This window comes from Pseudomonas sp. IPO3747 (genome assembly GCF_013385245.1).
GTDB classification, from domain to species: domain Bacteria; phylum Pseudomonadota; class Gammaproteobacteria; order Pseudomonadales; family Pseudomonadaceae; genus Aquipseudomonas; species Aquipseudomonas edaphica.
In genome coordinates this window covers 29,975-44,099 of sequence record NZ_JACAQL010000002.1, presented here as the reverse complement: position 1 = coordinate 44,099, position 14,125 = coordinate 29,975, and the positions used below count along the sequence as shown (strand labels likewise).

Genomic DNA, 14,125 nt, shown 5'->3' with positions numbered 1-14,125 from the left:
TAAACACGTGAACTTATCAGAAGTTTCCTGCTCACATGCCGGTAGCCATTGGTCGTGGCCGCCTGATAAGCTCGCGACTTTACTCGAATGCCCTTTTGGCGCACGAACAAGGAAATAGCATGAAACAGCATCGGTTGGCGGCGGCGGTGGCCCTGGTTAGCCTGGTACTTGCGGGTTGTGATTCGCAGACCAGCGTAGAGCTGAAAACCCCGGCGCAGAAAGCTTCCTACGGCATCGGCCTGAACATGGGCAAAAGCCTTGCTCAAGAAGGCATGGATGACCTGGACTCCAAAGCGGTAGCCCAAGGCATCGAAGATGCCGTCGGCAAGAAAGAACAGAAGCTGAAGGACGACGAACTGGTTGAAGCGTTTGCCGCACTGCAAAAGCGTGCTGAAGAACGCATGACCAAAATGAGCGAAGAGTCGGCAGCCGCCGGCAAGAAATTCCTCGAAGACAACGCCAAGAAAGACGGCGTAGTCACTACCGCTTCCGGTCTGCAATACAAGATCGTGAAGAAGGCCGACGGCGCTCAGCCTAAGCCGACCGACGTAGTGACTGTTCACTACACCGGCAAGCTCACCAACGGCACCACCTTTGACAGCTCCGTAGATCGCGGCAGCCCGATTGACCTGCCGGTCAGCGGCGTGATCCCGGGTTGGGTCGAAGGCCTGCAACTGATGCACGTGGGCGAGAAGGTCGAGTTGTACATCCCGTCCGACCTGGCCTACGGCGCACAGAGCCCGAGCCCGGCGATTCCAGCCAACTCCGTGCTGGTATTCGACCTGGAACTGCTGGCCATCAAGGACCCAGCCAAGGCTGAAGCCCCTGACGCACCTGCGGCGCCAGCTGCCAAGAAGTAATCGGCACCTGAACACACAACGCCCCGTTTTTACGGGGCGTTGTTGTTTCTGGCGTTTGCATGATTGTTCCCACGCTCTGCGTGGGAACACATCCGGTGACGCTCTGCGTCACATGTGCCTTGGGGCGGCATTCCCACCCAGAGCGTGGTAAGGATCGCAAATCCGACCGAACCCCTGGAAACTGTCACAGTCTGATATAAGACTCGAGCACGGGTAGCCGCACATCAATGCCAAGTCAATGAATTCTTGGGTTTTTTTTATGTGCGCAAAAAACGCCCGATCTGACTGCAAGCCTTGTAAATCGCGGCTTTCAGCCGATAAAACAGGCTCTGTTCACAAGGTTATCCACAATTTGTGTGGATAACCTTTTATGTCGCCTGGAACTGGAGTGACCGATGAAACCACCCTTCAATTTCACCCGTTTCCTGCCCATGGCCGCACGCTTGCTTGGTCGTGGCCGGTTGCCGACCCTGCTGTTCGCCGTGGCCGCCAAAGGCTCAAGCCAGGGCAATCGGCTGGGTAAACTCAAGGATGATCTCAAATTGCTCCAGGCCTTGTGCCTGGCTTACTGGCGCGGTGAGTATCGCGCCATAAGCCCCAAGGCGCTGATCTCGGTAGTGGCGGGGCTGATGTACTTCCTCAGCCCGATTGACGCGATCCCGGACTTTATCCCGGTGTTCGGCATGCTCGATGACATTGCCGTGCTGGCATGGGTCATGAAGACCCTGGACGGCGAACTGAGCGCGTTTCGCGCCTGGCGCGACGCCCAGCGCCCGGAAAAACTCGCGGTGGTTGAGCGGCTGCCTGCGACGCCTGCGCTGTTGGCCCAGGAAAACCCGCAAAAAAACTGAACACGCTTATATCCCCCTGCGACCTTTGTGGCTGTTAGGATTACACTTCTAAGGAAAGAACTTACTTAGTAAGTGTTGTTATCCTACGGGGCAGTCATGGATATTCAGATAATTTCACGCGATGGCGCACCCGAGTATGCGGTGCTGCCATGGGACCAGTACCAGGCGCTACTAAAAGCAGCCGGTCAGCAACAGCCTGTCGCCACTCCTTCTTCTACCGCTCAGGTCGCGCCCGATCAGGCTTTACGCCCGCTCGCGGACCTGCGCGGCCTGCGTGAGGCCAAGGGCTTGGCTATTGAAAGCCTGGCCCGCACCGTGGGCATCAGCCCTTCGTACCTCGGATTGATTGAAAGTGGTGAACGCCAGCCGGATGCCGCCATCCGCCGCAGCCTGGCCTGGGAATTGGGCGTTGCAGGTTGGAGGGATGAATCTTGAGTCTACGAATCAGTCGTCAACACTGGGATGGGTTACTCAACGAACTGGACCAGGCGCGCCGCCAGCGCCATTTGCTCACCTACCGCGCGCTGCTGGAGCGCCTGCAATTTCCCACGCCGGCCATGCAAACCCTGGCCGCTGCCCTTGAGCACCTGGCCGCGTTGGACGCCAAGGCCGAGCAGCCGTTGCGCAGCTCCCTGGTGATCAGCCAGGGCGCCAGCCGCTTGCCGCGTACCGGTTTCTTTGAGTGTGTGGAGCGCCTGGGGCGTTTCAGCGGGCCGTCCGATGGTGTGGCTGCTGCGTCCTGGCATGCTTCGGAAGTGGTGCGGGTGTTCGAGTACGAGTACCCGGAGTCCGCCGAGGCCTAAGCGGGCAGGTTGTCCATGCTGTCGATCACATGGATGCTGTAGCCGGCGATGTCTTTGGCGTGGTGCTTGGCTTGCGAGGCCAGCTCCGCTAACTGGCTGGCATCCAGTTGTGCACCGGCCTGTGGATATAAATGCACCACGCCGATCGACAACGACAGCAAAGCGAATTCCTGACGCACGCCCTGACGGTTCAAGGCCACGAAGCAACCGGCGTCCAAGTGCTCGGCACGATAGAAGCGTCGGCATTGGGTGTGGAAGTCATCCAGTAACTGGTTGAGCCGCTTGCGCCAATCCTGCGGGCCGAGCACCAGCAAAAAATCATCACCGCCGATATGCCCGACAAAATCGCGGCTAGGGTCAACCCGATCGTTCAGGCACTGCGCCAGGCACAACAACACCTCATCCCCACGCCCGTAGCCGTAGATATCGTTGAACGGCTTGAAGCTGTCGATATCCACGTAGCAGATCACCGACTCGCGTTGTTGCTGCAGCAACCGCGTCAGGCATTGCTGGATCGGCACATTGCCCGGCAGCAGCGTCAGTGGGTTGGCATAGCGTGCCTGCTGGATCTTCAGCTCGGTGATCAACTTGAGCACATCGATCACCCGACCCAGGCCCAGGTAGTCACCGTTGAGGGTGATGATGAAGTCTTCCTCGATCCGTTGCCGCGCGCGGCTGGTGAGCAGGCGGCTGACCTGTTGCAGGGACTGGCTCAACTCCACCGCCAGGAAGTCATCGCTCATCAAGCGGCTGATGGGTTTGCGCGCGAACAGGTCGGTGGCGAACGGTTTGAGCAGCGCATCCGACAACGAATGCCGGTGCACGATGCCGACCGGGTGACCGCGCCCATCCAGCACGGCCAGCGAGTTGAGGTTGGCCTGACGGCGGAAGGATTCGAGCACCTGGGCGGTGGCGGTGTCCTGATCCACCGCCGGTTGCTCGTTGAGCAAGGCGCTGAGGTCGCTGCCTTCTTCGTTGAGGGTGATGTTGGTGTGGTCCTGCTTGGGCAACATCAACCGCGCTTCCTGGGGCGGTTGTTCCTGGGGGCGGCAAAGCAGGTAGCCCTGGACCAGGTCAACGCCCATTTCCGTCAACACCGCCAACTCCTCCGGCAGCTCGATACCTTCGGCAATCACCTGGGCGCGGGATGCCTTGGCGATTTGCAGGATGGAGCCGACGAACTCGCGCTTGAGCGCATCCTGATGGATACCGTCGATAAAGTGCCGGTCGATTTTCACGTAGTCCGGGCGCAGCTCAGACCATAAACGCAGGCTGGAATACCCGGCGCCCAAGTCATCCAGAGCGATGGCAAAACCCATGTCGCGGTAATGATGCAGCGCGGTTTGCAGCAGGTCGAAGTCGTCGGTGGGCGTTTGCTCGGTGAGTTCGATCACCACCTGGCTCGGCGGGATGCCGAAGTCGCGCAACAACTGCAAGGTGCGGCCCGGTTGATGCGCTGTCTCCATCAAGGACTCCGGCGAGATGTTCAGGAACAGCTTGCCCGGCAACTTTTGCTCGCTGAAGCGTCGGCAGGCACTTTCGCGGCAGGCCATTTCCAGTTCGCTGAGGCGCCCGGCATGGCTGGCCACGCTGAACAGGGCGACGGGGGAGTGCAAGGGGCTATTGGACGGGCCACGGCTGAGCGCTTCGTAGCCGAGGATTCGTCGCTCGGACAGGCAAATGATCGGTTGGAACAGGCTGTGTAAACTGCCTTGAGCCAGGATTGAGCCCAATGCATTCAGCTGTTCGGTCATGGTCATGGCGATCTCGATCGAAAAAAAAGGACCGCAGGCTAACGCCAGCGGTCCCTTTATTTCACGACAGAATGATGTCTATATGATGACACTCCGTGGAGCGCTCACATTAAATTGCCATCATTTACTGCTTGGCCACCTGCTTGCTGATTTTCAGGTAGTCCAGCAGAACCCGGCCTGTCTCGGACAGATAGGCGTCGTCTTCCGGCTTGGTTTTTTCCGGCTCGGCCGGCAGCGCATCTTCATCTTCTTTCTTCAGTTCTTTGAGCGGGTCTTCGCCTTTGGCCTTGCGGCGAGCGTTTTCCAGTACAAGCTGCTGATTTTCGATGCTGGTGTGCTGCGCACGACGATCGACTTCGTTGAGGCTGACGGTTTTTTCTTCCATCAGCTTCTTGGCCAGGGCCAGTTTGTCGCGGATAAACACGAACTCGGCATCCTTGGCGGAGCGCGTCTCGTGGTCAGCCTTCAACTGCGTCAGGTACGGCTTGAACGGGTCCGAAGCCGGTTTGATCGCAGGGCGGATGGTGTCCCATGGCATCGCCTCAGGCAGCGCGCTTTCGCCGATTTCCTTGGTGTCGATGATCGACGGGAAGTCCACATCCGGCAATACGCCCTGGTGCTGGGTGCTCTGCCCGGAAACCCGGTAGAACTTGGCAATGGTCAGCTTCAGTTCGCCATGGTTCAGCGGCTGAATGGTCTGCACGGTGCCTTTACCGAAGGTCTGGCCGCCAACGATCAACGCGCGGTGGTAGTCCTGCATGGCGCCGGCGAAAATCTCCGAAGCCGAGGCCGAGAGGCGGTTGACCAGCAGCGCCATCGGGCCTTTGTAGAACGCGCCCGGGTTCTCGTCTTCGAGCACGTCGACACGGCCGTCCGCGTTGCGGACCAACACGGTTGGGCCTTTGTCGATAAACAGGCTGGTCAGCTCGGTGGCTTCCTGCAGGGAACCGCCGCCGTTGTTGCGCAGGTCAATGACCACGCCGTCGACTTTCTCTTTCTGCAGTTCTGTCAGGATTTTCTTCACGTCACGGGTGGTGGACTTGTAGTCCGGGTCACCGGCGCGGAACGCTTTGAAGTCCAGGTAGAACGCAGGAATCACCACCACGCCCAGTTTGTAGTCCTTGCCATCCTGCTTGAGGTTGAGGACTTGCTTCTGCACGGCCTGGTCTTCGAGCTTCACCGCTTCACGGGTGATGGACACGATCTTGCTGGTCTGGTCGTTCGGCGCATTGGTGTGCGGAATCACTTCCAGGCGCACCACGCTGCCTTTCGGCCCACGGATCAGCTTGACCACTTCGTCCAGGCGCCAGCCGACCACGTCGACCATCTCTTTGTCACCCTGGGCGACGCCGATGATCTTGTCGGCCGGTGCGACCTGCTTGGTCTTGTCGGCCGGACCTGCCGGCACCAGACGCACGATCTTGACCTGGTCATTGTCGCTTTGCAGGACGGCACCGATGCCTTCCAGCGACAGACTCATGTTGATATCAAAGTTCTCGGCGTTATCTGGCGACAGATAATTGGTGTGCGGGTCGTAGGACATCGCGAAGGTGTTGATGTAGGCCTGGAAGATATCTTCGGCGCGGGTCTGATCCAGACGTGCCAACTGATTCTTGTAGCGCTTGGTCAACAGCTCTTGAATGGCCTTGGGCTCTTTGCCAGCGATCTTCAGGCGCAGCACTTCGTCCTTGACGCGTTTGCGCCACAGGTCGTCGAGGGCGGCGGTACTGGTCAGCCAAGGCGCGTCCTTGCGATCCACCAGAAGGGTTTCCTTCTGAGTGAAGTCGAGTTTGTCGACGCCTTTGTTCAGCTCACCCAAGGCGAAGTCCAGACGCGCTTTGACGCGATCCAGGTAGCGCTTGTAGATGGTGAACGCAGGCTGCAGGTCGCCGCTCTTGAGGAAGTCGTCGAACTGGGTCTTCCACTTGTCGAACTCAGCGATATCGCTGGCCATGAAGTAGCTGCGCGACGGGTCCAGCAGCTTGAGGTAGCTGTCGTAGATGATCACCGAGCGCGCGTCGTCCAGCGGCGGCTTGCTGTAGTGATGGCGCTTGAGCAACTCGACGACGTTAAGGCTGGCAATCACCTCATCGCGATCAGGCTGAAGATTGTCCCAGCTATTGGCTGCGAACGTATTGGTCGACATCGACGCAAAGCCGAGACCAATGAAAAAAGCGAGGGCGGTACTGGGGAACAAATGCTTCATGCTGATTCGACGCGGGGGCAATTGATAACGCATATTAGGCCGTCTTTGAGGGAGCCGGTTCCATATGATCCGGTCGCATAATGCAAAAAGCCCGGCGCTACAGCTACGGGCTCAGTCCAGACTCACTATGGAGGCACTGTGAAAGCATTGCAAGGCGTTGAAGGTCATGTGGAGTGGATGGAAGAACCCAGTCCTACTTGCGATGTAGGCCAAGTTCGCATTCGGGTGGCGGCAGCGGGCCTTAATCGCGCCGATTTATTACAACGTGCGGGGCTCTATCCGCCACCTCCTGGCGCCAGCCAAGTGCTGGGCCTGGAGTGTTCCGGGGTGATCAGCGAGGTAGGCGCGGGTTCTTCCTGGCAAGTCGGCGACCGCGTCTGTGCGCTGCTGGCCGGGGGCGGCATGGCCGAGGAAGTGGTGGTGGATGCCCGCCATGTGCTGTCGGTGCCTGAAGGTTTGACGTTGACCGAAGCGGCGGCGTTGCCCGAGGTGTACGGCACTGCGTGGCTGAATCTGTTCCAGTTGGCGGGCCTCAAGCCCGGCGAAAAAGTCTTGCTGCATGCCGGCGCCAGCGGCGTGGGCTCGGCAGCGATCCAGTTGTGCAAGGCGTTTGGCAGCCCGTGCTGGGTCAGCGTCGGCTCGGCAGAACGCCTGGCTTACTGCGAAGCACTCGGCGCCCAGGGCGGCGTGGTGCGTACCGACGGCATTGAAGGGCTGCGCGATTTCGGGCCGTTCGACGTGATCCTCGACCCGGTCGGCGGCAATTATGCGGCGATGGATCTGAAGCTGCTGGCCCTCGATGGGCGTTGGGTATTGATCGGCTTGATGGGCGGCCGTGATGCGCAACTGGACCTGGCGCAGGTGCTGGGCAAGCGCATCCAGCTGCTGGGCTCGACCCTGCGCAGCCGCAGCGATCAGTTCAAGGCCGACCTGTTCAGCGACTTGAGCCAGCATGTGTGGCCGCTGTTTGTTGAAGGTCGCCTGAGCCCGCAACTGGCCAGGACGTTTGCGATCAAGGATGCCGAGGCAGCATTTGCTGAGCTGGCGACCAACCGGATTTCCGGCAAGTTGGTGTTGGTGATAGACGAGACCCTGATCTGATCTCAAGTTGAAATACAGCCACTGTGGGAGCTGGCTTGCCTGCGATAGCGGTGCATCAATGAAGAATGTTTCATCTGATACACCGCTATCGCAGGCAAGCCAGCTCCCACCGTTGATTGGGTTTCAATTCAAACTGTCAGACCCAATGATGAATCGGCCAGCCAGCCTTTTCAGCGTGCTCGCGCAACACCGGATCCGGGTTCACCACCTGTGGATGATCCACCTTCAGCAACAGCGGCAAATCATTGCGCGAATCCGAGTAGAAATACGCGCCCTCCAGGCTTTCACCTTCCTGCTTCAACCATTCCAGCAACCGCGTGATCTTGCCTTCACGGTAAGTCAGCACACCCACGGTCTTGCCGCTGTACACACCATGGCTGAGGTCCAGGTCAATGCCCAGCACTTCATCAATCCCGATACGTGCCGCAATCGGCGTGACCAGGTGCGTGCCCGAGGCAGAGATCACCAGGATCCGGTCACCCTTCGCGCGGTGGCGGGCGATGGTCTTGGTGGCGTCGCTGTAGATCAGCGGCTCGATGATGCCTTCTACCCACGGTTCGACCAGATGCGCGATCTCTTCCGGCGTGCGCCCGATCATCGGCTCCAGGCTGAAGTCCATGAAGTCTTCCATGGCCAGCTCGCCGCGGCTGTAGGCGGCCATGAGTTCGTCGTTCTGGCGCATGAACGACTCTGGGTCAACCCAGCCCAGGCGGCCCATCTGTTCGCTCCACAAGGTGGCGCAGTCGCCGTGGATCAGGGTGTCGTCCAGATCAAAAATTACCAATGCCATCTGTCACGCTCTCTCAAATCAATCGTTGCGTCAGGCTACTTCACACAACGCACTGGGGTCGATGGAAAGTGCCAGGCGCTGACCATCCGGGTGCAGATCGTCGGCCGAGCGGTTGAGCACGTCCACCACCAATTCCACGCCACGCGCTTCGATGCGATAGCGGATCACGTTGCCCAACAAACTGTGGCTGCGTACCAGCGCGTCGAGTTCGCCGCTGCGACTCAGTTCGATGGCTTCCGGGCGAATCGCGATGCGCCCGCTGATAGGCCGTTGCAGCAACTGGCTGGCCTTGTCGGCGTCAAGCAGGTTGTAGTTGCCGATAAAGCCGGCGGCAAATACATCCACGGGCGCAGTGTAAAGGGTCTCGGCATCACCGCTTTGTACGATTTTGCCCTGGTTCATGAGGAAAATGCGGTCTGACATGGTCAGCGCTTCTTCCTGGTCATGGGTCACGAAAATCGTGGTCAGGCCCAGTTCGCGCTGGATCTGGCGGATCTGCTCGCGCAGGTGCTTGCGAATCCGTGCATCCAGCGCCGACAGCGGCTCATCCAGCAACAGCAGGCGCGGACGCGTCACCAGCGAGCGGGCGAGGGCCACACGCTGGCACTGGCCGCCGGACATCTGGTGCGGGTAGCGGCCGGCGAGTTCTTTGAGCTCCACCAGTTGCAGCACTTCCTGCACGCGCTTGTGGCTGTCGTCGGCGTTGACCTTTTGCATGCGCAGGCCGAAGGCGACGTTCTGTTCCACGGTCATGTTGGGGAACAGGGCGTAGCTCTGGAACACCATGCCGATGTGCCGTTTCTGCGGGCTCAAGGGCACGATGTCCTGGCCATCCAGCAGGATCTTGCCGCTGTCCACCGAGGTCAGCCCGGCGATGCAGCGCAGCAGGGTCGACTTGCCGCAACCCGACGGGCCGAGCAGGGTGACGAATTCACCCTTGGCGATTTCGCAGTTGATGTCACTGAATACCGGCGTGCCGGCGTAGCCTTTTTGCAGGTGTTGGACGCTGACGAAGCTCATTGGCTTTTGTCCTTGTTCAAGATATTGGCGGCCCAGGTCAGCACCAGCACAAAGAAGAAATAGGAAATGACGATGGCACTGGTGAAGTGGCCGCTCGTGTTGCGCATGTTGTTCAGGTACACCTGCAGGGTCTCGTAGCGAGTGCCCACGAGGATGTTGGCGAACACGAACTCACCGAACAGGAACGAGAACGACAGCAACAGCGCCACCATCAGGCCTTTGCGCAGGTTCGGCAGCACGACAAAAATTGCGGCCTGCCAGGTGCTGGCGCCCAGCAGCTGCGAGGCGTCCATCAGGTCGCGAAGGTTGATCGCTTGCAGGTTGTTGGTGATCGCGCGGTACATGAACGGCAAGGCCACGGTGAAGTAGCAGCCGATCAGGATCCACGGCGTGCCCACCATCGCAAATGGCCCGGAGCCGTAGAGTTGCAACAAGCCCACCGATGACACCACCGGCGGCACCGCGAAGGGCAGCAGGATCAGGATGTTCATCAGCGCGTCGAGCTTGGGAAAGTGGTAATGCACCACGAACAGCAGCGGCAGAATCAGCACCACCGACAGGATCAGCGCACCCACGCACACCAGCAATGACTGACCGAAGGCGGCCAGAAAGCGCGGGTCACTCCACAGCTGCACGTACCACTTCAGGGTAAAACCGGCGGGCAGGATGGTGGCCGACCAACTGCTGGCAATGGAGTAGACAAAGGTGCCCACCAGCGGCAATACCAGGATCGCAAACAACAGGTACACCACTGCCCGATGGTAGAGGGAGGCCGAGCCAGCTTCAGCGCGAGACATGATAGCTCCTCTTGAGCAGCAGTTGATGGACGACGGTGACCACCGTCATCAGCGCCACCAGCACCACGGCCAGGGCGCTGGCCATGTTCGGGTCCAGCGAGATGTCGCCGGAAACCATTGCCGCGATACGAATGGGCAGCACGTTGAAGTTGCCGGTGGTCAATGCATACACCGTGGCATAGGCGCCGAGGGCGTTGGCCAGCAGGATCACAAAAGTGCCCAGCAGGGCCGGAGTGAGCACCGGCAGGCCGATGTGCCGCCAGAACTGCCAGCTGCTGGCGCCGAGCAGCGAGGCCGATTCGCGCCAGTCTTCGCGCAAGGCGTCGAAGGCCGGGTAGAGCAGCAGCACACCCAGCGGAATCTGGAAGTAGGTGTACAGAATGATCAGGCCAGTCTTGGAGTACAGGTTGAAGTCCTGAATGATCCCCGCCTGCTTGAGCATGATGGTGATGCTGCCGTTAAAGCCCAGCAAAATGATGAACGCGAAGGCCAGGGGCACGCCGGCAAAGTTGCTGGTCATGTTGGCGAAAGCCGTCACGAAGTTACGCAGTGGCCCATCCACACGGCGCAATGAGTAGCTGCCGAGCACCGAGATGATGATCCCGAACACGCTGGAGTAGAAGCTGATCTCCAGGCTGTACTGGATGGCTTGCAGGTAGAACTTCGAACTGAAGATTTTGGTGAAGTTGGCCAGGCCCCAGCCGAACTCCTCCGACTGCAGGCTGTTGATCATTACCCACAGCAGCGGGGCGATTTCAAACACGATAAAGAACAGCGCAAACGGCACCAGGCACAGGATCGCCAGCCATTTGCCACGGGTTATGGCGTTCACTTGAGCAGCTCCCGGCATACAGGTTTGTCGTGGGGCACACCGAGCAGTTCGCAGACGGTGCCGCACAGGTCGGTTTGCTTCGGGATGGTGCCTGGGTCAAAGGTGAAGGCCGAGCCCATTACGAACAACGGCACTTCGCGCTCTTCCGGCAGCACACCGTTATGCGAGCGGTCGTTATTCATGCCGTGATCGGCAGTCACCAACACCTGGTAGCCGGCGTCGAGCCAGGTTTGCAGGTAGTCGGCGAGGATGATGTCGGCCGAGCGCGCGCTGTTGCGGTATTGCGCGGTATCCAGGCCATGCTTGTGGCCGGCGTCATCAATGTTCATCGGGTGTACCACCAGGAAATTCGGCGCGTGTTTGCGGCGCAGGCTTTCGGCGTCGGCGAACAGATGGGAATCCGGGTAGTGGTCATTCCAGTAGAAATGCCCGTGCTGGATCGCCAGCGCCTTGTCGTCGGTATGACGATCACGCGCGGCGACAAAGGGCGTGCGGTTATACAACTCGCTGACCCAGTGGTAAGCCGCCGCCGCGGTGGTGAGGCCTGCGTCGGTGGCGTAATGGAAAATGCTGCGCTGGTTGGACAGGCGCGAGACATGGTTGTGGACAATGCCGCTGTCGATCGGGGGCACGCCGGTGAGGATGCATTCATACAAGGGCCGGGACAGGGCCGGCAGTTCACATTCCAGTTTGTAAAGCGCTGCGCGTCCTGCGCCGATATAGGCCTGGAGATGCCCCATGGCATGTCGGGCAACCTCGTAGTTCAGGCCGTCGAGCACCACAAGGATGACGTTGTGCTTCATAGGGGGAGACGCTCCGCGACGATAGGCTTGACTCAATTTCACTTGGGGAACGGGGTCAAAACTGTGGGAGCGGGATTGTGTGGGAGCTGGCTCCCACACTGACCGCTTTCACAGCTCTGGGTCTAAATAAGACCCGGGAGCCTTACTGCATATTGATGATGACTTCTTCCTGCCACTTCTGCGGCAGTGCCTTGGAGGTCTTCTCCCAAGCGTCGGCATCTTTGATCGGCGTGACCTTCTTGTACTGCTCGTTCGGCAGCAGCTTGGCCTGTACATCGGCCGGCAAGGTCAGGTGCTCGGCGCGGATTGGACGTGCGTTGCCACGTGCCAGGTTGGTCTGGCCGGCGTCGCTGAAAATGTACTCACGGGTCAGCTTGGCGGCGTTCGGGTGCTTGGCGTATTTGTTGATGATGGTGGTGTAGCCGGAAATTACCGAGCCGTCCGACGGGATCAGCACCACGTAGTCATCCGGGTTGGCCATTTTGGCTTTGTAGCTCAGGCCGTTGAAGTCCCAGACCACGCCCACTTCGACTTCGCCTTTTTCCATGGTGGCGATGGTCGGGTTGGCCAGTGACAGGCGGCCTTGCTTGGCGATCTCGGCGAACATCAGCAGTGCAGGCTGGATGTTCTTCTCGTCGCCACCGTTGGCCAGGGCGGCAGCCAGCACGCCATTGGCGGCTTGGGCGGCGGTGCTCACATCACCAATAGAGACTTTGTATTTGCCGGTTTTAAGATCAGCCCAGCTTTTTGGCGCTTCAGAGCCGTGCAGCAGTTTTTTGTTGACGATAAAGGCGATGGTGCCGGTGTAGGCCAGGGCCCAGTTGCCGTCTTTATCTTTGGCCCAATCCGGCACTTGTGCCCAAGTGGTCGGTTTGTACGGCTGTGCCACGCCCTGTTTCACCGCAATCGGGCCGAAGGCAGCGCCGACGTCACCGATATCGGCGCTGGCGTTGTCTTTTTCGGCGGCGAACTTGGCGATTTCCTGGGCCGAGCTCATGTCGGTATCGATGTGCTTGAGGCCGTAGGTCTTGGCCAGGTCGTCCCAGGTGCCTTTCCAGTTAGCCCAGTCATCGGGCATGCCGACGCTGTTGACGGCGCCTTCCGCTTTCGCGGCGGCTTCCAGAGTTTTTAGATCGGTATCAGCAGCCATGGCGGCGGTGCACATGGCAATGGTCGAGCCTAACAGTGATGCCAGGAAAAGCTGTTTCATCCGAAGCTCCTTTGGGCGTTTTCAACGCTGCGTTTTTATCGACGTTTGCGGTGGTGTTGGTCTAGGTCAGCAATACCTGAGCCAATTTAGGCTCGGTGGATGACAGTTTCATGTCGATGTCGTTTTTAAATCGTTTATGTCGCTGACTTCAGACTCAGCGTAGACCATGCCCAAGCGCCCGCAGGCCCTGGACTTGGCCGATGTATTGCAGGGTGTGGAGTGGGGCGGCGGCACGGGCTGTCATCTGTCGGTCATCTGTAATGCCTAGGCTGGCAGGTAACGGCAGACGCCCGAATACAGCGCGGTTTGTGCACCTGAACGGTGCTGGTCTAGTCCAGATAGGTAACGTTGATGCGTGATGAGGCAATCAAGGCGGTGACATCCATCGGCCTGGCACTGCAAGAGCAGATCGGCCACGGGCTGTTGCCACCCGCGAGCAAACTGCCCGCCGAGCGCAAGCTCAGCGAGTTGTTTGGTACCACGCGTATTACGGTGCGGGAAGCCTTGTTACAACTGGAGGCCCAGGGCCAGATCTATCGCGAGGAGCGGCGTGGCTGGTTCGTCTCGCCGCCGCGCCTGGCTTATAACCTGATGCAACGCAGCCATTTTCACGCGATGGTCAGTGAGCAAGGGCGCGTAGCCTCGACCGAAGTGATTTCGGCGCGGCTGCAGCCGGCATCGGCAGCGGTGTGTGCATGGTTGCAGTTGCCGGCGTTGTCGAGTGTGATCCAGATCTGCCGGGGCCGGCGGATCGATGGGCGGTTGGTGCTGTATGTGGAGCATTACCTGAACCCGCAATATTTTCCGGGGATTCTGGCGTGCGACCTTAACCAGTCGATGACCGAGTTGTATGCACGCAAGTACGACCTGCACTACGGCCGCGTGCGTTTCGAGATTGTGCCGACTTCACTGCCGGTGGAGGCTGCTGGCGCATTACGTGTGTCGGTGGGCAGCCCCGGCTTGCGGATCGCCCGGGTCAACTATGACCAGCATGAGCGCTTGATCGACTGCGACCTGGAATTCTGGCGCCATGATGCGATTCACGTGGGTGTGGATGTGGTTTGACCGCCGGACATTCAACGGATGCACCACACACTG

14 protein-coding genes are annotated in these 14,125 nt (G+C 59.5%); 6 read left to right on the top strand and 8 right to left on the bottom strand.

The annotated features are described in order from the left end of the window. Positions 1-119 precede the first annotated feature (119 nt). The 4 genes from HX790_RS01375 to HX790_RS01360 all read left to right on the top strand — a co-directional run bounded on the left by HX790_RS01375 (position 120) and on the right by HX790_RS01360 (position 2,514). Entirely contained in the window at positions 120-860 is a 741-nt protein-coding gene (locus HX790_RS01375; RefSeq protein WP_017136377.1) for an FKBP-type peptidyl-prolyl cis-trans isomerase, read from the top strand. 395 nt (positions 861-1,255) lie between these two features. Continuing rightward, the gene (locus HX790_RS01370) at positions 1,256-1,711 is read left to right on the top strand and encodes a YkvA family protein (protein WP_017136376.1); all 456 of its coding nucleotides are present in this window, start codon (positions 1,256-1,258) and stop codon (positions 1,709-1,711) included. Between the two features lie 96 nt (positions 1,712-1,807). Further along, a complete protein-coding gene (locus tag HX790_RS01365; RefSeq protein WP_026013635.1) occupies positions 1,808-2,146 on the top strand; it encodes a helix-turn-helix transcriptional regulator in 339 nt (112 codons plus the stop codon). Then, positions 2,143-2,514: a hypothetical protein gene (locus tag HX790_RS01360; RefSeq protein WP_005786715.1), complete on the top strand. Its 372-nt coding sequence runs from the start codon at positions 2,143-2,145 to the stop codon at positions 2,512-2,514. Before HX790_RS01365 ends, HX790_RS01360 begins: the two co-directional genes overlap by 4 nt. On the opposite strand, the gene HX790_RS01355 is transcribed toward HX790_RS01360, so the two are convergent. Both HX790_RS01355 and HX790_RS01350 read right to left on the bottom strand, forming a co-directional pair. After that, positions 2,511-4,274, bottom strand: a complete 1,764-nt coding sequence (locus tag HX790_RS01355) for a bifunctional diguanylate cyclase/phosphodiesterase (RefSeq protein ID WP_176991153.1) — start codon at positions 4,272-4,274, stop codon at positions 2,511-2,513. The genes HX790_RS01360 and HX790_RS01355 overlap by 4 nt on opposite strands. Before the next feature lie 118 nt (positions 4,275-4,392). Further along, complete coding sequence (locus HX790_RS01350) at positions 4,393-6,507, bottom strand: carboxy terminal-processing peptidase (protein ID WP_017136373.1); 2,115 nt, start codon at positions 6,505-6,507, stop codon at positions 4,393-4,395. A 105-nt stretch (positions 6,508-6,612) separates the two neighbouring features. Between HX790_RS01350 and HX790_RS01345 the strand changes: the two genes are divergently transcribed. Then, positions 6,613-7,575, top strand: coding sequence for a zinc-binding dehydrogenase (locus tag HX790_RS01345; protein ID WP_169985809.1), 963 nt, complete (start codon positions 6,613-6,615; stop codon positions 7,573-7,575). A gap of 136 nt (positions 7,576-7,711) precedes the next feature. Here the strand turns inward: HX790_RS01345 and HX790_RS01340 are convergent, their stop codons facing one another. The 6 genes from HX790_RS01340 to HX790_RS01315 form a co-directional block, all read right to left on the bottom strand. Beyond that, positions 7,712-8,365 (bottom strand): HAD family phosphatase, encoded by a 654-nt coding sequence (locus tag HX790_RS01340; protein WP_017136371.1) that lies wholly within the window; start codon positions 8,363-8,365, stop codon positions 7,712-7,714. A gap of 30 nt (positions 8,366-8,395) precedes the next feature. Continuing rightward, complete coding sequence (locus HX790_RS01335; RefSeq protein WP_010565203.1) at positions 8,396-9,385, bottom strand: ABC transporter ATP-binding protein; 990 nt, start codon at positions 9,383-9,385, stop codon at positions 8,396-8,398. Next, positions 9,382-10,182: an ABC transporter permease gene (locus HX790_RS01330; RefSeq protein WP_169985813.1), complete on the bottom strand. Its 801-nt coding sequence runs from the start codon at positions 10,180-10,182 to the stop codon at positions 9,382-9,384. Before HX790_RS01330 ends, HX790_RS01335 begins: the two co-directional genes overlap by 4 nt. Then, entirely contained in the window at positions 10,169-11,032 is an 864-nt protein-coding gene (locus tag HX790_RS01325; protein ID WP_189660912.1) for an ABC transporter permease subunit, read from the bottom strand. The genes HX790_RS01330 and HX790_RS01325 overlap by 14 nt, the downstream gene beginning before the upstream one ends. Next, on the bottom strand, positions 11,011-11,817 hold the full coding sequence (locus tag HX790_RS01320) for an alkaline phosphatase family protein (RefSeq protein ID WP_176991152.1): 807 nt from the start codon (positions 11,815-11,817) through the stop codon (positions 11,011-11,013). Before HX790_RS01320 ends, HX790_RS01325 begins: the two co-directional genes overlap by 22 nt. A 142-nt stretch (positions 11,818-11,959) precedes the next feature. After that, positions 11,960-13,027, bottom strand: coding sequence for an ABC transporter substrate-binding protein (locus HX790_RS01315; protein ID WP_017136367.1), 1,068 nt, complete (start codon positions 13,025-13,027; stop codon positions 11,960-11,962). 351 nt (positions 13,028-13,378) lie between these two features. Between HX790_RS01315 and HX790_RS01310 the strand changes: the two genes are divergently transcribed. After that, positions 13,379-14,092 carry a UTRA domain-containing protein gene (locus tag HX790_RS01310; RefSeq protein WP_017136366.1) on the top strand — a complete coding sequence of 238 codons (714 nt, stop codon included), beginning with the start codon at positions 13,379-13,381 and terminating at the stop codon, positions 14,090-14,092. The last annotated feature ends 33 nt before the right edge of the window (positions 14,093-14,125 follow it).